This window comes from Enterococcus sp. FDAARGOS_375 (assembly GCF_002393265.1).
In the GTDB taxonomy this organism is placed as follows: Bacteria; Bacillota; Bacilli; order Lactobacillales; family Enterococcaceae; genus Enterococcus_D; species Enterococcus_D innesii.
Genome location: NZ_CP023515.1, coordinates 3,083,658 through 3,103,497, shown reverse-complemented (window position 1 = coordinate 3,103,497; position 19,840 = coordinate 3,083,658). Strand labels below are relative to the sequence as shown.

The window sequence follows — 19,840 nt, the reverse complement described above, 5'->3', positions numbered from 1 at the left end:
TCTACTGGAATTTTTGCTGTTTCTTTAATCAGTAGATTAACAAGTATTCCCGATACGCCTGAACAGATGCAGTCAATTCTTCGAAAGAATCACTTGGAAACTTTTCTAATAGTTCATTGGCCACCACTGTTGCCACCACACTTTCACAAACAACACTGGCTGCCGGAACGGCAGTGCTATCCGAGCGTTCCACACTAGCTTTATACGGTTCTTTGCTGTCGATATCCACACTTTGCAACGGCTTGTACAAGGTCGGGATCGGCTTCATAACCCCGCGAACCACAATTGGTTCCCCGTTCGTCATGCCGCCTTCAAACCCACCTAGGTTGTTGCTGCGACGGGTGTAGCCCCGTTGTTCGTCCCATAAAATCTCATCCATGACTTTTGAACCTGGTAAAACACCGGCCTCAAAACCAACACCGAACTCAGCCCCTTTAAAGGCATTGATACTGACCACGGCTTGGGCGATCTTCGCATCAAGTTTTTTGTCCCACTGCACGTAACTACCAAGACCAGCAGGAACCCCGCCAACAAGCACTTCCACTACGCCGCCGATCGTATCACCATTTTTCTTTGTTTGATCGATCAACTGTTTGATTTCTTCCTCGACAGATGGATCTAAGACCCTTACTTCCGAAGCTTCTGAGCGTTGTGCGATTTCTTTGACGGTCAACCCTTCAGGAATTTCTGCTTTGATGCCGCCTAACATCGTTACATGACCTGCCACATCGATGCCGAGTTCCTTCAAAATTTTCTTCGCGATTGCGCCGATGGCTACCCTCATGGTCGTTTCCCGGGCAGATGAACGTTCCAAGACGTTTCGTAAATCTTGATGATGGTATTTCATCCCGCCGACTAAGTCAGCATGACCAGGTCTTGGTCGTGCCACTCGTCGTAACTTGCGGTCTTTTTCTGGTACTTCTTCAATCGCCATGACCTTAGTCCAATTTTTCCAATCTTTGTTCTCGACCACTAAAGTCACAGGAGAGCCTAATGTTTTTCCATGACGGATACCGGAAGTGATACGGACTTGGTCTTTTTCAATCAGCATCCGTCCCCCACGGCCATAGCCGGTTTGTCGTCTCGCTAATTCAAAATTAATGTCTTCTGCCGTTAATGGCAATCCTGCCGGTAACCCTTCGATAATGGCGGTCAACTCTGGTCCATGTGATTCGCCTGCTGTAATATAACGCATGATCCGTTACCTTCCTTTCTTATAATAGGTAGTCTTTGATTTCTTCCGTGGGAATCGTCACGATTTTTGCCTGACCGATCCTTTCTAAAAGAATGATCTTTAATTGTTGCCCACGGGCTTTTTTATCATGAGTGATTGCTTGGTATAATTGCTCTTTCTCAATTTCTCTTGGTTTGGTCGGCAAATGAAATTTCTCAATCATTTTCGTTAACTGCGCGGTGGTCCCTTTTGGTGTTAGTCCAATGGCTTCAGCATGACGGGTGATCATAATCATCCCCATTGCAACCCCTTCGCCATGACTGGTGTCAAACGCAGCTGTTCTTTCTAAGCCATGCCCGATCGTATGACCGAAGTTCAGTGTCAGACGACTGCCATGATCAAAAGGATCTTCTTCCACTACTTTTTGCTTTACTTTTAAAGAAGCTGTGATCACTTTTTCAGCATGGGCCAAAAGATCGACTTCATCTTTCAAACCTGCTAACGTTTGCCAAAGTTCAGGGTCCGCGATAGCGGCTGACTTAATGATTTCAGCGATGCCTTCTTGCACACGTTTAAGGGGCAAACTTTTAAGCAAATCCGGATCGATCATCACACCGACTGGTTGGGCGAATGTGCCAACGAGATTCTTGGCACTGCTAGTATTTACAGCTGTTTTTCCGCCGATACTTGAATCGACCTGTGCCAATAACGTCGTCGGAATCTGCAAGAAATCAATGCCTCGCATATACGTAGAAGCAACAAAGCCTGCAAGATCTCCAATTACACCGCCACCAAGAGCGATGATTCCATCGCTTCTAGTCATCCCTGATTGAGCAAGACGGTCATATAAAAAAGCAGCTTGTTCAAGGGATTTACTGTTTTCGCCAGCCGGCACGGCTAACAGTGTTGCTTCAAAGCCTGCGGCAGATAATGCTTCGATGATGTGTTCGCCATACAGGGGGGCGACATTGCTGTCAGTAATGACGGCAATGCGCTGTTTGTTCCATAATTGCTGGACCCAGGTTCCGACTTCTTGAAACGCCCCACGTTTGATGAGGATGTCATAGGAATGTTCTTCTAAATGGATGTGTAGCATTGATTTTTGCACCTCTTTTATTGGTTGTCTTAGCGCTTAGTCTTGCAACGCTTTGATTTCTTTCATCGCTTTTTCCATGATATGGACTTCTTTCATCATATTCATGTATGTTTTTTCGTTTAACGATTGCGGACCATCAGACCATGCATTGGCTGGATCTGGGTGGATCTCAACGATCATGCCATCGGCGCCAGCAGCAACGCCTGCTCTTGCCATTGGTGGTACGAGATCCCAAATGCCTGTTCCATGACTAGGGTCAACGATGATCGGGAAGTGGCTCAGTTTTTTGATGATTGGTACCGCACTTAGATCAAAAGTATTACGGGTCGCTGTTTCGTAAGTTCTGATTCCGCGCTCAATGAAAATCACTTCACTTTTATCTTGGACGGCGATGTATTCCGCTGCATTCAACCATTCGTCGATCGTCCCAGAGATTCCTCGTTTAAGGCCAATTGGTTTCCCAGTTTTTCCAACTGCAGCTAGCAATTTGAAGTTTTGCATGTTCCGAGCACCAATCTGCAAAATATCACTGTATTCCGCAACCATATCGATATTTCCTTCGTCCATGACTTCTGTGATGACTTTCATACCTGTTTCATCGGCTGCTTGACGAATGTATTTTAACCCTTCTTCTTCAAGCCCTTGGAAGGCGTATGGTGAAGTCCGTGGTTTGAAAGCACCCCCACGTAAGATTTGTGCACCACCAGCTTTGGCAATTCGGGCACATTCACGAATTTGGTCTAAGCCTTCAATCGAACACGGACCAGCCATTGTGACAAAGTTGCCATCACCGATTTTTACGCCATCTACATCAACAACCGTATCTTGTGGATGGAATTCACGAGAGGTCAACTTGTAGGTATTTGAGATCCGAATGGCATCTTCGACACCTTCGTAGCTGCGAAAAGCGACATCTTGGATGCGGCGTGTATCTCCTTTTAAGCCGATAACAACCTGTTCTTTTCCTTGGTTGACTTGAACATCCAACCCTTCTTTTTTGATTCTTTTTACAACGACTTCAACTTGTTCTGGGGTAGCACCTGGTTTCATAATTACGATCATTTTTTCTTCCTACTTTCGTTTTTTTATTTTTTACATGGATTCAATGAGTGCTTTTACTTTTTCAACGGGCATCTCTTGGCCGGTCCAAAGTTTAAATGCAGCTGCACCTTGATACAGCAACATACTTAAGCCGTTTGCAGTTTTGGCCCCGACTGCTTTCGCATCTTTCAAAAGCTGCGTTTCTCTTGGATTATAGATGACATCATAGACAGCTAATGATTCCCGCAAGAGTGTTTTGTTTTTCAGAGGACTCACCGTATCATTCGGCTTCATCCCCACGCCAGTAGCATTAACTAAAAGGCTGCTTTGATCGATGGCTGATTTTAAAGCCGTCTGATCTTCTAAATCCGCTAATGTGATTTCACAGGCGGTCTTTTCTGCGATCTGTGTCAATTTATCCTGGATGATTGGATAAAACTCATCCTTGCGGTTGAAGACATGGATCGTTTTGACACCGTCTAGTGCGGCTTGACTAATGATCGCTGTCGCTGCACCACCCGCACCGATCACGGTCATGGTGTCGCCAATGATCGACACTTGAATGTCTTCAAGTGCGCGCATAAAGCCGATGCCATCTGTATTGTGCCCAACTAATCGTCCCTCTTGATTGACGATTGTATTGATTGCGCCGATCAGCTCTGCTGCGGGTGAGCATTCATCCATCAACGGTACTGCCGCCATTTTATGGGGCATTGATAGATTGACACCTAAGAGATCCAGCTGACGGATGCTTTGAATACTGGCTGCCAAATCATCCGGCTCAACATCAAAGGCCAGATACACGGCATCGATCCCTTGTTCTTCAAAAGAAAGATTGTGCATTGCTGGAGAGATGCTGTGTTTGGCTGGTTTGGCAAACAGTGCCGCCAACCGTGTGTGACCGGTTATCATTTGTTTCATCTGGTTCATTCCTTTCAACAAAAAAAGATGTACACCGTAAATTTAAGAATCTACAGTGAACACCTTCAAACATTACATATCGGCAAAGCCAGATATGTGAATATAAAAAATAGCCACTATAGATTTTACGATCTACGTGGCTGCGAATTCATTACGAAATGCTCTAGCCATCATAGATACAAACTTAGCGTTTGTACCCATGCTTTCATGAATACAAACCTATCTAAAATAGCTAAAGTAATATTTATTCAGTTGTGTGGGGTTCGTTAGCAATAATTTTTGCATAGTCCTTCGCTCCAAACTGATGTAAGATTGACCTAAGTATAGGTTTAACTTTGAAAGATGTCAATGATTTTTTCTTATTTTTTTCATTTATTTGATTATTTTTTTTGAAAACACCGTTCTATCAAGGGTTTTATAAGTCGTCTTCAAAGAACAGTAATAGTTCTGGTAAACTTAAGCGTGCTTTTTCATCTGCTGAAAGATCCTTGACGATTTCCCCTTTTCTAAGCAGGATCAGGCGATCTCCGTATTTTAATGCATCTTCCATCCGATGGGTGATCATGAGACAAGTTAGATTTTGTTCTTCTACCCTTTTTGCAGTGATCTGCATCAGCTGCTTGGAAGTTTTCGGATCTAAGGCAGCCGTATGTTCATCCAACAACAATAGTTTAGGGGTTTGGATCGTTGCCATCAATAAGCTTAGTGCTTGTCGCTGACCACCGGATAAACTACCCGTTGGCGTATCTAAATGATTTTCCAACCCATTGCCGATTTCTTTACAAAGGGCATAGAACGATTCTCTTTGTCCTTGCAGTTGACGAAGACCTAGTGACCGTTTTTGCCCTCTTTTTTGTGCTAACAGCAGATTTTCTGCCACTGTCATACGGGGAGCTGTCCCCATTTTCGGATCTTGGAAAACCCGTGCCAAAAAGCGCGCGCGTTTTTCTTCCGAAAGCGTGGTCACATTTTGATCATCGATCGTCACTTGGCCACTCGTTAAAGGCATGGTACCAGAGATGCAGTTGAATAACGTGCTTTTGCCGGCCCCATTTCCTCCCACAACCGTAACGAATTCACCGGGTTTTAAAGAAAGATCGATTTTGTTCAAGAGTACTTTTTTCTCATTCGGTCCGTTGCCGACAACTTTAAAGGCTTTATTTAAGGCTAACATTATTCATCCTCCGTTTCAAAACCAGTGCGTAGATGCAGGGCTTGTTTAAATTGAGGGATCAACAAGCAGATCGTCAAGACGATGGCCGAGAAGATTTTCAAGTAAGTCGTATCAAAACCAGCTTTGATCACAAATAGGATCAATAATTGATAGATGATGCTGCCGATCACGATAGCGATCAAACGTTCTAGCAAGGTCAATTCGCCATATAACACTTCTCCAATGATGATGGATGCCAATCCAATCACGATCACACCGATTCCCTTACTGATATCGGCATAGCCGTCGTTTTGAGCGATCAATGCGCCTGAAAGTGCGATCACGCCATTAGAGACGATCAGACCGATGATTTTCATTCGATCCGTATTAATCCCCATCGACTTCGCCATATGTTCATTATCCCCTGTAGCAATATAAGCTTGACCCAAGTTGGTATGGAAAAAGTAAACCAGTACGCCACCGATCAATAAGACCATGATCAGCCCGATAATGACGGTATCATAATAATTCGGTAAGTTCATTTTAGTAAAGAAATCCTGGATCTTGGGCTGGTTTAAAAGCGACAGATTAGGAGACCGCATGACAAACAGCATCACCGAGTTCAATGAAGACATCACCAGGATACCAGCTAAAATCACGGGAATTTTGCCTTTTGTATAAAGAAGTCCGGTCACACATCCGGCACACATCCCAGCCAATACTCCTAAACAAGTCGCTAAGACAGGGGAAACCCCATGGGTGATTGCTGTCACACAGACAGCACCGCCTAGTGGAAAGGACCCTTCCGTCGTCATATCCGGGAAATTCAAAATTCGATAGGTCATAAATATCCCTAAACCAAGGATCCCCCAAAGTAGTCCTTGCCCAATTGCTGAAACAATCATCATTTTTCCTCCATTTTCTTACATGTTTTCTCTTTCAAACCCTCGTCGTGATCCTAGATGGTCTTAAGATTCTTGATCACTCATCACTTGCTTCGGTTTCTGGTGTCGTTGTAATCAATTTTGCCTCGTCTTTGAGATTTTCTGGGATAGTGATGCCCAATAACTGCGCTTGTGTTTCATTAATGATCGTCTCGCCATCGCTGAATGTATAGATCGGCGTTGTCGCTGGCTCGGCTGTCCCGTCAAGAATTGCTGCCACCATCTTCCCAGTTTCGACCCCAATCGTAAATTGATCTTGCCCGACCGTTGCTAAGCCGCCTTGTTCCACCATCGTATCAACAGATGTGATGATTGGCGTTTTTGATTTATTGGCTTCTTGGACTACCGTCTGCATAGCATTTGCGATCGTATTGTCTAAAGGAATATAGATAAAGTCGACTTCTCGTGCCATAACTTGCACCATTTGCGCAATTTCGTTACTCGAAGGAACGGCATAGGATTTACTGGTCAAGCCATTCTCTTCAGCAGCAGCTTCTGCTTCTGCCACTTGGTATTTCGAATTGTCTTCAGTCGAAGAATACAAAATACCGACTGTTTTTGCCTCTGGCAACAAATCTTTTGCTAGTTTGATTTGCGCGGCTACTGGTGCTTTATCTGAAACGCCAGTGATATTGCCGCCGGGTTGGTCCATATCTGCCACCAGATTGGCCCCAACTGGATCAGTGACCGCCCCTAAAACGATTGGTACATCCTGAGTGACATTCGCCAATGCTTGTGCTGCGGGTGTTGCGACCCCAACCAAAACGTCGGCATCTTTATTTAGCAGCTGCTGGCTCATCGTTGCCAATTTGCTTTGATCCGCTTGGCCGTTTTGGAATTCGATTGTCAAGTTGTCCCCTTCGGTATAGCCTGATTCTTTAAGGCCTTCTTTGATCCCCTCGGTGATCGCATCCAATGCTTCATGGCTGACAAATTGTAGGATCCCAACTGTTTTTTCAGCTTTCTCTACTGGTTCTGAAGCCTCACTGGCTTGATTGGTCCCACTTCTCATTCCTAACTGATAGACGAAGGTCGCTCCTAAAAATAATAAAATAACGGCAACTGATGCAATTAATCCCTTGTTTTTCATTTTTTATTCTCCTTTTTTTGCTTATATTTTTCGAGTTTTTCTTTTTATGGTTTTTGAGAACAAAAAAAGCAACTGCCTATGTGACGGCAATTGCAAGTAAGCAAAAGCCGCATAGAAGCTTGTCCTATGCGGCGATAAATTCAACTACCAGCATAGATACAGCACTTTAGAAGGTTCTCTAAAAAGTTGTATCTATGGAATGAGGTCCCATCAATACAACTATCTACGCCAGTTTTGCCATGATTTCACTTGCAATGGAATAAATAGTTTCATGATTGTTCCTCCTTCTCAACTTGTTTTCTTTCTTGATTGAATTCAGTTTAGCTTATTGATAAAAAAACGTCAACAATTTTCTGTCAAATTGTCAGATTTTTTTATCAATCATTGGCAGAAGTACGAATCGTCCACATCGGTAAACGATTCAATTCTGGGATAAATTCCGTCGTTGGCTGGTCAAATGAATCAAAGGTAAAGCGATTTTTTTCGACTCCTTCTTCATAAAAGACAAAGGTTACTTTATCAGGATCAATATCATATTCATTGGAGAAAAAAGCCGCATCATAGACGATTGGATAATAAAAAAATGTCCGATTCATTTCATCTTCTTGTGCTTGGATCAGATCAAACACTTGATCCAACTGAGCACCACTCGGTTTACTATACATCACAGAAATCGCTCTTGTTTCGCGAATCGTCTTGTCAGCTGTCAGATAAGGCAATGGTTGTACTTTTTCTGAAGGTAGCTTATCAAAAGCGATCCGATCCACTAGAGAAGCGTTGATACGATTCTGAGAAAAGACGATCAAACCGGCGAAAATCAAAGCGAAAAGAATCCCCCCGATCAGCGTGAAAATCGTTTTTTTCTGATCTCGGTAGAGATCATCTAAAAAAGCTTGCCAGCTTTCTACTACTTTTTCTTTCGTGTAATGAACAAAGCTTTTCACTTGTTCCATAATTTGCCCACCTTTTTAAAAATACTACTATTATTTCATACTATCAATTCCCTTCTAGAACGTCAAGAAACTTCACATTTCCTCGATAATTCGGTAAGATAAAAGAAAACGGTAAAGGAGTCATTATGCATAATCTAGCTGATTCATTGATGACTGGAGCCAATCCAATCTTCGATTTCATCGTTGTCTGTTTGAACTTTCTCTCCATTTTCGTCATCGTTTGGGGTGTATTGATTGCAGGCATTGATTTTGTGCGTTACGAATTAACAGAAAAGGATCGTTTGGTAGCAGCCAGAGAAAACAATTTTATTCGCAATTATTTAGGAAGTTACGTCTTGTTAGGTCTGGAGATTTTGATTGCCGCAGATATAATTGAGACAATCATCCACCCCACCTTCGAAGACATCGTACGTCTAGCTGCAGTCGTTATTATTCGAACAGTCATCTCTTATTTCTTGAACAAAGAGATCGAACGGGCTTTGCAAACCACCGATCATCAGCCTGCCAAGAAAAAGGAAAGCTAGCTGTCATGGCTTTTCTACGGATTCTTCGGTATAATAGATAGGAATATTTGACATTAGAAGGATCAATCCCTCAGTCAAACTATCCTTAAAAGAAAAGAGGGAACAATATGTCTTTTGATGGTGTTTTTACCCATTTAATGGTCAAAGAATTACAGAGTCAATTAACTAGTGGACGCGTGAACAAAATTCATCAGCCTTATGAAAACGAGGTCGTATTTGTGATCCGTGCCCAAGGAAAAAATCACAAACTTTTGCTATCCGCTCACCCCACCTATGCCCGTGTGCAATGCACAACGATCGCCTATAGCAACCCAGAGACCCCACCGAATTTCTTGATGATGCTGCGGAAATATTTAGAAGGGGCGATCCTAGAATCAATCGAACAAATCGACAATGACCGTGTGATCCATTTTCATTTCAACCGACGAGATGAATTAGGTGATTTGCAAGCCCTCGTCTTGATCGTCGAATTAATGGGCCGTCACAGTACGATTTTAATAATGAATAAGACAAGCGGAAAAATTGTCGATACAATTAAACACATTGGTCATTCACAAAATACGTATCGCACCTTATTGCCAGGTGCTGTCTATGTTGCACCACCAAAGCAATCGACGCTTAATCCTTTCACAGCCTCTCGCACCAAGATTTTTGAAGAATTATCTACTCTCGATCCCTTGACGGCAAAAGAACTGCAACAACGATTCCAAGGCTTAGGCCGCGATACCGCAGAAGAATTGATTGCCCGAATCAGTGCCAATCCTAATGAAAAACTGCGTCAGTGGGAAACTTTCTTTTCAGAGCTTACGGAAGATTTAACACCAAGCTATCTCCGGTCAGAGAAAAAGGAATATTTTACACCGATTCCCTATTCATCATTGATTGATGCGACCACCACTGTCACCCATTATCAGACTCTGAGCGAGCTTTTAGATGCATTTTACCATGATAAGGCGGAAAGAGATCGGGTCAAACAACAAGGTGGCGAACTACTGAAAAAGGTTGAAAATGAACTGAAGCGTAACCAGCTGAAGTTAAAGAAACGCCAGCAAACCTTGAGGGATTCAGAAAACGCCGAGGAGTTTCGCCAAAAGGGTGAACTCTTGACGACCTTTATGAACCAAGTACCTCGTGGTGCTACATCCGTTGATTTGGAAAATTATTATGAGGAGAATCGGCTTTTGACGATCAAATTAGATCCCGCTCTTTCTCCTAATCAAAATGCTCAGAAGTATTTTCAGCGATACCAGAAATTGAAAAACGCAGTTAAATTGATCCATCAGCAGATTGCCGAAACGAAAGAAGAAATCGCGTACCTCGAATCCGTGTTAGCCCAATTAGAAATTGCCTCTCCAATGGATCTAGCGGTTATTCGGGAAGAACTAATCGCACAAGGCTATGTCAAAAATCGGACGAAGCAGCGTAAAAAAGTCGCCCCTTCGCAACCGGAACGATTTGTTTCTTCAGATGGAACAGAAATTCTCGTCGGAAAAAACAATTTACAAAATGACCAACTGACCTTAAAAACAGCTCGTAAGAGTGATATCTGGCTGCACACTAAAAACATTCCTGGTTCGCATGTCATCATTCGTTCGGACGATCCTAGCGAGACAACCTTAATGGAAGCTGCAGAGCTTGCCGCATATTTCTCAAAATATCGTCAATCTGCCCAAGTACCGGTGGACTATGTGCAAGTCAAACATATTCGGAAACCGAATGGTGCCAAGCCTGGATTCGTCATTTATGAGAATCAAAAAACCTTATATGTGACACCGGACGAAGATATTTTGCGATTAAAGCAGTCCTAGCTATTCCTAAGTCTATTCGAATCAAAAAATCTTAGAGTAAGCAATACAAGAACCGACCACAAAAGTGCAGCTAAGAAGTGTATTGCCCCCAAAAGTTAGTTTTTGGTCTAACTTTTTGGGGGTGCTTCACTAAGCTGCACGCGCTTGTGATCGGTTTTTATGCTTTTTCGTTCTATCTACTGCTCTTTCAACAACAATTTTGCTTAGCTTGAATCACAAAAGGCAAGCCTTCTCAGAATTCAGCCATCGACATATCTGCTAGATCCGCTAGAAAGGCAATTGAAAATCACCGTCAGAAAATAGCTTCTGCTAGCTAATAAATACCGCCATCCTCCATAGTGACTTTCTTCTCGAAATCAAAATGATACAGCTTTTCCCAGTGATTGATATTCAAGGTTCCTTTAGTCAAACGGATCGCCAGAAAGCAACAGCCCTTATCATTCTCGTTGTTGACTTCGTCGTACCAAACAAAGGCTTTGCGAATTTTGCTTCTTAATTCTGCATTTTTAGGGTCTAGCACCCAACCTAAATTCTCCCCTTGACCGATCGCGGTAAACCATTCACCACTGACAGCAATAGAAACTGCTGGGTTCTTTTTGATTTGCTTGATTTTATTGGATTGTTCGTGCGTCGACACGTAAAAAATGCCCTCTTCATAAAAAGCATCAACTTCTCGAACGACTGGTTGTATGTGTCCCTCTGCAGTTTTGTCACAAGCTGTCGTCGCAAGGGCAATCACATTGTCTTTGAAATGCCCAAATTTTTCTTCAAGCAGCTTTATTCCTTCTTCATACTGGTGAGTCATTATTCTGTTCCTCCTTGCATCTCTCTTCTTTTTTTAAAAGGAATCCATAATTCGACATGTGTAACACGATTGTCCCCTTTTCGATATAGCTCTGGAAAAAAATCCTCAGCAATCCAACCATTTTTCTTGAGCCAAAAACGGGTATAACGCATCGCCTTTCCCATATTGATGATCAGTTGCTCTGAAATCGTATCAAAGCTGCAAACAATGTAATCACGTGCTGGTAGCGTCCATTCAATGGGGGTCGATAATTGCGTACCGTCACTTAATTGGCCAACAAAGTAACTTGAGTACCCTTCTGGCGCATCTCCCGGAAATGAAACACCGATCAGGCAATGATCGGTGCGAGGCTGATTTGCAATCTTTTGATAAAAATCACGCCAAATTTCATCAATAGGGTCGATTCCTGTTCGTTGACCCAGCATTTTTCCATATTTAAATGGATAATAACCAATAACGCCATAAAAAACCATTGGTTGCTTGTTTCTTTTTTTCTGAATCTCCAAAACGACCCCTTCACTGATCAATGGATTACCTTCTTCTGTGACAATATACCCTAAAGATAGATCTGGCTTATCAAAATTTTGTAAGCCGATCGGCGCTTTTTGGTAAAGAGAAGGCGAAAGTCCATAAACGGTTTTAAAGGTTCTTGAAAATACTGCATGGCTGCTAAAACCAACCTCAAAAGCGACTTCAATGACTCGACTTTTTCTGTCTTTTAATAAATGAGCGGCTCTGGCCAGACGACGCAGTTTTATATATTCCCTAACAGAAATTTTAACTAAACGGGTGAATAAGCGTTGATAATAAAATACAGAAAGGGATGCGACTTGTGCTAACGTTTCGATCTCTAATGGCTCGGCAAGATTGTCTTCAATATAATCGATTGATTTTTGGATTGCTTCCCATGCATGCATATGGATTTCCTTTCTTTCACTATAAAATATTCAGCCAAAAAAGCTTTACCGTGTCTGCTCTTTTTCCGCAAAAAACTATATTTGTATTTATTTTCACAATAGATTATCTGCCGCGAATCAGCTTATTTAATATTTTAGCATAGCCTTCATGGTCCTAGGATATAAAAATAAAAAAAGACGAAGAGTTTTCGTCTTTTTCCAGTCAATGACATTCTAAAATTCTAACATCTTTTTATGGACTACCCTTACGAAGTGGTTTCTATAATGACCATCAAATGCAGTCAGTGAGAAAAACTACGTAAAAGGAACTATTTTTATAAATCAATAGAAATAAATAGGCCGATCTTTGCGGTCTTGCAATGGACGATTATTATTTTCTAATACTTCTTCGCGGAATTCTAAAATGAAGCGACGACTCATCTCACCAATCCAGTCAAAGACAAACCAGTTGATTGGACCTTTCGTTGGCGGGGTCGTCAAGGAACCTACATAATGAAAATGATGAGTGCGCTCTGGCAAGAACATGCTCGGATCAAACCATTGGGTATGGTTCTCAAAATCCCAGATGCTGTCGTCTTGCTGATTGCAGATCCAGTTGAGTTTATCCGTCAATTTGAATAAGACACCCACGACCAAGTTTTCTCCGTCATCATTCATATGAACGAGATGAAACTCTAATTCTTGCTGCTCGTCATCGATAATGTGTTCAGACGGCATGTGAAAATGAATATCCGTCAAATAGTAGTTGATCCCTTTAAACGTGACATAGCTTTCTTTATTATAAGGAACGAAGTGAATCGTATTTTTGAATTCTTTTTCCGTAAACCGCTCTCGTTTATAGTGAAAAGCCAAGTCCTGATCGATGGGTTCTTCGGTCTCATCGTGGACTAAAGCGATTGGGGATTGGTACGGAAATTCGGCACCTTGTGCATACCAGTCGCACAAAGTGTGCCAATGTTCAGGTCCATTGTCTCCGGAATAACTCCAGGGAACGTCCATATTTCTTTTCAAAAAAAACAGCCTCCTAATTCAAGTTGACAGCAAGGAATAGCCCTTCCTATCAAAAAAACTTTCTCCCAATGCTATCAGAAAATAGGTAAAAATAAAACGAATATGCTTGGTCATTCCCTCACATATCCGTTTCTTTTTCAATTCCTTATTCACTCAACCAAGCAGCAGGATCTTTTCGCCACTCTTGTAACAGGGCAACATCAGACTCTTGAATAGCACCCGTTTCTAAAGCCGACTCGATCAGAGCCGTATAGTTTGTCAAAGTCACGTATGGTAGATCTGCTTGATTAAAATTCGCTTGAACTTGAGGCAGTTCGTAAGTAAAGATCGCAGCGACGCCTAATACGTCAGCTCCTTCTCTTTTGGCTGCTTCACAAGCTTCTAAGACACTGCCACCTGTTGACAATAAATCTTCAATGACGACCATTTTTTGATTTGGCTGAATACGTCCTTCAATTTGATTGCCTTTGCCGTGTTCCTTTGCTTTGCTGCGAATATAAACCATTGGTAAATCTAACAATTCAGCGACCCATGCAGCATGGGGAATCCCGGCTGTTGCGGTCCCTGCAATCACTTCTACTTCTGGGTAAGTGGTTTTGATGACTGCAGCTAAGCCTTTCGCAATGGCACGACGCACAGTTGGATAACTCATGGTGATTCGATTGTCGCAATAAATAGGGCTTTTGATACCGCTGGCCCACGTAAATGGTTCATTGGGTCGTAAGAAAATCGCCTCGATGTCTAAAAGATCTTTGGCGATTTGATTGGATTGTTCCTTCATTGGCTAGCTTCCTTCCATTCTTGTTTAATTTGCAAATAACTTTCATAGGGTGTCTTAGACTGGGTGATCGGACGTCCTACAACGATCATGGTAGCCCCTGCTTTACGAGCTTGTGCAGGTGTCATGATCCGTTTTTGATCGCCAACTTCACTGCCAGCTGGTCGGATACCAGGCGTCAAGCGTATGAAGGCATCGGTTGTCCTTTGCTTGATCTGGTTTGCCTCGTGAGCGGAACAAACAACACCGTCTAATCCAGCTTTTTGGGCACAAGTGGCGTAATGGATGACACTTTCTTGCAGTGACGTCATGATCTGCTGATCATGATGCATTTGTGCCTCGCTAGTGGAGGTCAATTGGGTGACTGCAATCAAGTCAGGGACTTTTTGTCCTGTCGGGGTTCCTTTTTGTAGGCCGTTTTTAGCAGCAGTCATCATCTCGATCCCGCCGGCTGCATGAACATTCGTCAAAGCAACTCCTAACGAAGCTAAGCGTTCCATTGCTCGTCCTACTGTATTGGGAATATCATGTAGTTTTAAATCTAAAAAGATATCATGGCCACTGTTTTTTAACCAAGTAACGATTGCTGGCCCTTCTTGGTAGAAAATCTCCATTCCCACTTTTACAAATAATTTTTCTTCCGCAGGAAATTGCGCTAAAAATGTTTCAATAGCCTGTTTGTTGGGGAAATCTAGGGCAATAATTGGCCGTTCACTCATCACATATGCTCCTCTCTCACTTCTTTTATCAGCTGTTCCAAAGAAGGGATCCCTAATTCTGCCATTCGGATAGGCAATTCTTCAATCAATTTCGGGCAAATGTAAGGATCGGTAAAGTTTGCGGTTCCGACTGCAACAGCACTAGCACCTGCCAGATACATTTCAAGTACATCATCCACTGACATCACGCCCCCCATGCCAATAATTGGTAATTGAGAAACTTGCGCCACTTGTTTGATTAGACGGATCGCCACCGGTTTGATAGCTGGTCCAGATAAGCCTCCGGTTTGGTTGGCTAAAATTGGTTTCCGTGTTTTTAGATCGATCCGCATGCCTAAAAGTGTATTGATCATCGTAAACCCGTCGGCGCCGCCTGCTTCGATCGCTTGCGCAATTGGGACGATATCCGTCACATTCGGCGATAGTTTGACATAAATTGGCACTTGCGAGACTTTTTTGACCGCTTCAGTCAATGCACCAGCAACCGCGGGATCGGTGCCGAACGTGATACCGCCATGCTTGACATTAGGGCAAGAAATATTCAGTTCGATCGCTTTGACATTTTCTGCTCGACTGATTTCCTGACACACAAGAACATAATCTTCGACAGTCGAACCGGCAACATTCGCGATGATTGGCAAATCGGGGTGTTTTTGAGCTAAGTCCGGCAATATTTGATTCATGACCGTTTCTAACCCAGGATTTTGCAACCCTATGGCATTTAACATACCCCTAGGCGTTTCTGCTACCCTTGGGGTTGGATTGCCGAAACGTGGTTCAGGTGTGGTCGCTTTGATCATCACCGCACCTAATTGACTGATGTCATAATATTTATCATATTCTGCACCAAACCCAAAACAGCCGCTGGCAGGCATGATCGGATTTTTCAGACTCAATCCGGGTAGCTCGACGTTGATCGACATTAAATGACCACCTTTCTCGCCTGAAATACAGGCCCTTCGTCACAAACTTTGACACTTTTTGTGCCTTGTTCATCATCTTTCGTATGGCAAACACAGGCATAACAGGCACCCATCCCACAAGCCATTCGTGCTTCCATGGATAATTGAACATCTGGGAGGTCTTCGAAAAGCTGGGCGGTGGTTTTTAAAAGACCGTTATTTCCGCAGGCAAAGACCGCCGCAGGTGTTTGCTCTGCAGCTAATAACAGGTTGCCAACATTACCTTGTAAACCAGCGCTGCCATCATCGGTAGCAATCCTCGTGTCTCCTAGTGCGCGAAATTCCTCTTCATAATACATGACGTCTTTGCTGGCAAAACCCAAAAAGTGAATGACGTGGACGCCTTGTTGGGTCAGACGTTTCGATAATTCATAGAGCGGCGGTACACCGATACCGCCACCTACGATAAATGCAGTGTCCCCTTGATTTAAATGATGATAGCGAAACCCATTTCCTAACGGCCCCATCACATCGATTGGATCACCAACGGTCATTTCTGAAAAAATTCGTGTCCCCTCTCCTTCGACCCGATAAATGATACGGCATTCTTTTTTCTCAGCATCGATATGATTGATACTGATCGGTCGGCGAAGAAGAAAGGCATTTTGAGGAACCCGTAGGTGCAGAAACTGCCCAGGGGTCCTCATCTCATTGACTAACTCACCCGTCAATGTCATTTCAAAAATCCGCGGTGCCAGTTGACGCTGTTTGCTGATGGTCATGATTTCTTGCTTCATCAAAAAACTCCTTTATCTGCGTTAAATTGCTTTTGTTGAAAAACTGCGGGATTCCATCACTTTTAGAATTGCATCCGCTGTATCAAGAGAAGTAAAGGTCGGTACACCATGTTCCACTGCTTCTCGACGAATGATAAATCCGTCTTCCGTTGCATTTTGGCGATCTTTATCCATGGTATTGACTACTACTTGGGTCGTTCCTTTACGGATCAAATCAACAACCGTTTCTTCTGCTTGTTGATCAGAGATTTTAGCAACTCGTGTCACTTGCAGGCCTTTTTCTTCAAAGTAATCAGCGGTTCCATTGGTAGCCAATAAGGTGAAGCCGACCTCTACGAAACGCGCCGCCAGCGCTGCTGCCTCTTCCTTGCTTTCGTCTGCAACGGTGAAAAGTGCTTTTCCAAATTCAGGAATATGCAGGCCTGATGCCTCAAAAGCTTTATAAAGTGCTTTTGCCAAGTCTTTGTCTGATCCCATTACTTCACCTGTTGATTTCATTTCAGGGCCTAAGTAAGTATCGACTTTTAAAAGTTTTGTAAAGGAGAAGACCGGTGCTTTGATGTGTACTTCATTTGGTGTTGGCGCAAGTCCGTCTTGATAACCTAACGCTGTGATTTCTTCTCCGAGAATCGCCTTCGTGGCAATTTGGGCCATTGGGATCCTTGTTACCTTGCTTAAAAATGGTACGGTTCGGCTAGCACGAGGATTTACTTCAATGACATACACTTTGTTTTCATGGATGACAAATTGGATATTCATCATACCGATACAATTTAAACCTAATGCCAAGCGTTTGGTATATTCTTCGATCGTAGCAATCAGTTCATCCGAAAGATTTTGCGGTGGATAGACCGCCATTGAATCTCCTGAATGGACCCCTGCACGCTCGATATGTTCCATGATTCCAGGAATCAAAACAGTTTTGCCGTCACAGATAGCATCGACTTCACATTCTTTACCGACCAAGTAACGATCTACCAAGACAGGATGTTCTGGTGATGCTTTCACTGCATGACGCATGTAATCTTCTAAATCGGCTTGGTTTTCCACGATTTCCATCGCGCGCCCTCCTAAGACATAACTTGGGCGAACTAAAACGGGGTAGCCGATTTTTTGAGCGATGGCGATCGCTTCTTGCTCGTTTGTCGCTGTATCTCCTGGTGGTTGTGGAATATCTAATGTTTGTAATGCTTGCTCAAAGAGATCACGATTTTCGGCACGATCAAGATCTTCAATGCTGGTGCCTAGGATTTTGACCCCAGCTTTTACTAAAGGCTCTGCTAAGTTGATCGCCGTTTGCCCGCCAAATTGGACGATGACCCCAATTGGTTGTTCCAAATCGATGACGTGTAAGACATCTTCTAAGGTCAATGGTTCAAAGTACAGCTTGTCGGAAATAGAGAAGTCAGTCGAAACCGTTTCAGGATTACTGTTCATGATGATTGCTTCATAGCCAGCAGCTTGGATCGCTTTCACCGAATGTACAGTCGCATAATCGAACTCCACGCCTTGACCAATTCGGATCGGTCCAGAACCTAAGACAAGAACAGATTCTTTTGCGCTACGTTTGCTTTCATTCTCAAACTCATAGGTGCTGTAAAAATAAGGCGTTGCTGATTCAAATTCTGCGGCACATGTATCCACCATTTTGTAGACTGGCAAAATCTTTTGTTCATGGCGTAGCGTGCGGATCTCAGCTTCTGTGGTTTCCCACAGCTCAGCGATCTTTTTATCCGTAAAGCCGTTTTGCTTGGCTTTTTTCAACACATCAAGGGATTGTGGGTCGTTTGCTAATGCTTGTTCGATCTCAAAGATGTGAAGCATTTTATCTAAGAAGAATAAATCGATTTTCGTCATTTCATTCAAATCTTCGATGGTATACCCTCTTCGGATGGCTTCCATGACGTAGAATAGGCGATCATCTTGCGCCTTGATGACTTTTTCCATCAGATCATTGTCAGAAAGAGCTTCTAGTTCTTTCATTTCGATATGATGTGTGCCGATTTCTAATGAACGAACAGCTTTCAGTAATGACTCTTCAATATTACGACCAATCGCCATCACTTCTCCAGTTGCTTTCATTTGTGTTCCTAATCGACGTTCCCCAGTTTCAAACTTGTCAAACGGCCAGCGAGGAATTTTTGCCACAACATAGTCAAGGGCAGGTTCAAATTCTGCATAGGTGGTTTCTGTGACTGGATTTTTCATTTCATCCAATGTTAAACCGACGGCAATTTTTGCTGCCAATTTGGCAATTGGATAACCTGTTGCTTTACTTGCTAGTGCAGACGAACGAGAAACCCTTGGGTTTACTTCAATCACATAGTAGTTAAAGCTATGAGGATCAAGCGCCAATTGAACGTTACAACCACCTTCGATTTTTAATGCGCGAATAATTTTTAATGACGCATCTCGCAGCATTTGGTATTCATGGTCTGACAAAGTTTGGCTCGGCGCAAAGACGATAGAATCGCCGGTGTGGATGCCGACTGGATCGAAGTTTTCCATATTACAAACGACGATCGCGTTGTCAGCAGAATCTCGCATCACTTCATATTCGATCTCTTTAAACCCTGCAATACTACGTTCAATCAAGCATTGGGTCACTGGCGAGAGCTTCAAGCCGTTTTCAGCGATTTGGCGCAGCTCTTCTTCATTGTTACACATGCCGCCGCCTGTTCCCCCTAGCGTAAATGCTGGACGAACAATGATTGGAAAGCCGATTTTTTTTGCAAATTCAACTGCTGCATCCACCGTTGACACGATTTCGGATTCTGGGATCGGTTGATCCAATTCTTCCATTAATTGTTTGAATAGATCTCTGTCTTCTGCTTGGTCGATTGCTGCTAATTTGGTTCCTAGCAACTCAATTCCTAATTCATCCAAAATACCTGAGTTGGCTAATTCCATCGCCATATTCAAGCCCGTTTGTCCGCCTAATGTCGGTAAAATTGCATCAGGCTGTTCTTTACGTAAAATCCGTGAGACAAATTCAAATGTGATTGGTTCAATGTAGACTTTGTCAGCAATTTCTTTGTCCGTCATGATCGTTGCGGGATTCGAATTGACTAACACCACTTCGTAGCCTTCTTCTCGTAAAGCTAAACAAGCTTGTGTGCCGGCATAATCAAACTCTGCCGCTTGTCCTATAATAATCGGTCCAGAACCGATAACCATGATTTTCTTGATATCTGTACGTTTTGGCAT

18 protein-coding genes are annotated in these 19,840 nt (G+C 43.1%); 2 read left to right on the top strand and 16 right to left on the bottom strand.

What is annotated here, in order from left to right; translation table 11 throughout:
* Positions 1-28: 28 nt before the first annotated feature.
* From aroC to CO692_RS16090, 8 genes are all read right to left on the bottom strand, one after another.
* Positions 29-1,195: a chorismate synthase gene (gene aroC, locus CO692_RS16130; RefSeq protein ID WP_096742699.1), complete on the bottom strand. Its 1,167-nt coding sequence runs from the start codon at positions 1,193-1,195 to the stop codon at positions 29-31.
* 19 nt (positions 1,196-1,214) lie between these two features.
* A complete protein-coding gene (aroB, locus tag CO692_RS16125) occupies positions 1,215-2,270 on the bottom strand; it encodes a 3-dehydroquinate synthase (protein WP_081118657.1) in 1,056 nt (351 codons plus the stop codon).
* Positions 2,271-2,306: 36 nt separating this feature from the next.
* The gene (gene aroF / locus CO692_RS16120) at positions 2,307-3,332 is read right to left on the bottom strand and encodes a 3-deoxy-7-phosphoheptulonate synthase (RefSeq protein ID WP_096742698.1); all 1,026 of its coding nucleotides are present in this window, start codon (positions 3,330-3,332) and stop codon (positions 2,307-2,309) included.
* A gap of 30 nt (positions 3,333-3,362) precedes the next feature.
* The gene (locus CO692_RS16115; RefSeq protein WP_175632034.1) at positions 3,363-4,232 is read right to left on the bottom strand and encodes a shikimate dehydrogenase; all 870 of its coding nucleotides are present in this window, start codon (positions 4,230-4,232) and stop codon (positions 3,363-3,365) included.
* A 415-nt stretch (positions 4,233-4,647) separates the two neighbouring features.
* Positions 4,648-5,406 (bottom strand): ABC transporter ATP-binding protein, encoded by a 759-nt coding sequence (locus tag CO692_RS16110; protein WP_096742697.1) that lies wholly within the window; start codon positions 5,404-5,406, stop codon positions 4,648-4,650.
* Positions 5,406-6,290 (bottom strand): ABC transporter permease, encoded by an 885-nt coding sequence (locus CO692_RS16105; RefSeq protein ID WP_081118660.1) that lies wholly within the window; start codon positions 6,288-6,290, stop codon positions 5,406-5,408. Before CO692_RS16105 ends, CO692_RS16110 begins: the two co-directional genes overlap by 1 nt.
* Positions 6,291-6,366: 76 nt before the next feature.
* Entirely contained in the window at positions 6,367-7,419 is a 1,053-nt protein-coding gene (trpX, locus tag CO692_RS16100) for a tryptophan ABC transporter substrate-binding protein (RefSeq protein WP_096742696.1), read from the bottom strand.
* 377 nt (positions 7,420-7,796) lie between these two features.
* Positions 7,797-8,372: a hypothetical protein gene (locus tag CO692_RS16090; RefSeq protein WP_096742695.1), complete on the bottom strand. Its 576-nt coding sequence runs from the start codon at positions 8,370-8,372 to the stop codon at positions 7,797-7,799.
* A gap of 125 nt (positions 8,373-8,497) precedes the next feature.
* Here CO692_RS16090 and CO692_RS16085 point away from each other — a divergent pair, with 125 nt between their 5' ends.
* Both CO692_RS16085 and efbA read left to right on the top strand, forming a co-directional pair.
* Positions 8,498-8,896 carry a DUF1622 domain-containing protein gene (locus CO692_RS16085; RefSeq protein WP_077453383.1) on the top strand — a complete coding sequence of 133 codons (399 nt, stop codon included), beginning with the start codon at positions 8,498-8,500 and terminating at the stop codon, positions 8,894-8,896.
* 107 nt (positions 8,897-9,003) lie between these two features.
* Positions 9,004-10,704, top strand: a complete 1,701-nt coding sequence (gene efbA, locus CO692_RS16080; RefSeq protein ID WP_096742694.1) for a fibronectin-binding protein EfbA — start codon at positions 9,004-9,006, stop codon at positions 10,702-10,704.
* A gap of 313 nt (positions 10,705-11,017) precedes the next feature.
* Here efbA and CO692_RS16075 read toward each other — a convergent pair whose 3' ends face one another.
* The 8 genes from CO692_RS16075 to carB form a co-directional block, all read right to left on the bottom strand.
* Complete coding sequence (locus CO692_RS16075; RefSeq protein WP_081118664.1) at positions 11,018-11,509, bottom strand: pyridoxamine 5'-phosphate oxidase family protein; 492 nt, start codon at positions 11,507-11,509, stop codon at positions 11,018-11,020.
* Positions 11,509-12,426, bottom strand: coding sequence for a helix-turn-helix domain-containing protein (locus tag CO692_RS16070; protein WP_096742693.1), 918 nt, complete (start codon positions 12,424-12,426; stop codon positions 11,509-11,511). The genes CO692_RS16075 and CO692_RS16070 overlap by 1 nt, the downstream gene beginning before the upstream one ends.
* Before the next feature lie 321 nt (positions 12,427-12,747).
* Positions 12,748-13,425: a carbonic anhydrase family protein gene (locus tag CO692_RS16065; protein WP_096742692.1), complete on the bottom strand. Its 678-nt coding sequence runs from the start codon at positions 13,423-13,425 to the stop codon at positions 12,748-12,750.
* A gap of 157 nt (positions 13,426-13,582) precedes the next feature.
* Positions 13,583-14,218, bottom strand: a complete 636-nt coding sequence (gene pyrE, locus CO692_RS16060) for an orotate phosphoribosyltransferase (RefSeq protein ID WP_096742691.1) — start codon at positions 14,216-14,218, stop codon at positions 13,583-13,585.
* Complete coding sequence (gene pyrF / locus CO692_RS16055) at positions 14,215-14,934, bottom strand: orotidine-5'-phosphate decarboxylase (RefSeq protein WP_077453388.1); 720 nt, start codon at positions 14,932-14,934, stop codon at positions 14,215-14,217. Before pyrF ends, pyrE begins: the two co-directional genes overlap by 4 nt.
* Positions 14,934-15,857, bottom strand: a complete 924-nt coding sequence (locus CO692_RS16050; RefSeq protein WP_096742690.1) for a dihydroorotate dehydrogenase — start codon at positions 15,855-15,857, stop codon at positions 14,934-14,936. The genes pyrF and CO692_RS16050 overlap by 1 nt, the downstream gene beginning before the upstream one ends.
* On the bottom strand, positions 15,857-16,633 hold the full coding sequence (locus tag CO692_RS16045) for a dihydroorotate dehydrogenase electron transfer subunit (protein ID WP_096742689.1): 777 nt from the start codon (positions 16,631-16,633) through the stop codon (positions 15,857-15,859). Before CO692_RS16045 ends, CO692_RS16050 begins: the two co-directional genes overlap by 1 nt.
* 21 nt (positions 16,634-16,654) lie before the next feature.
* Positions 16,655-19,840, bottom strand: a complete 3,186-nt coding sequence (gene carB / locus CO692_RS16040; RefSeq protein WP_096742688.1) for a carbamoyl-phosphate synthase large subunit — start codon at positions 19,838-19,840, stop codon at positions 16,655-16,657.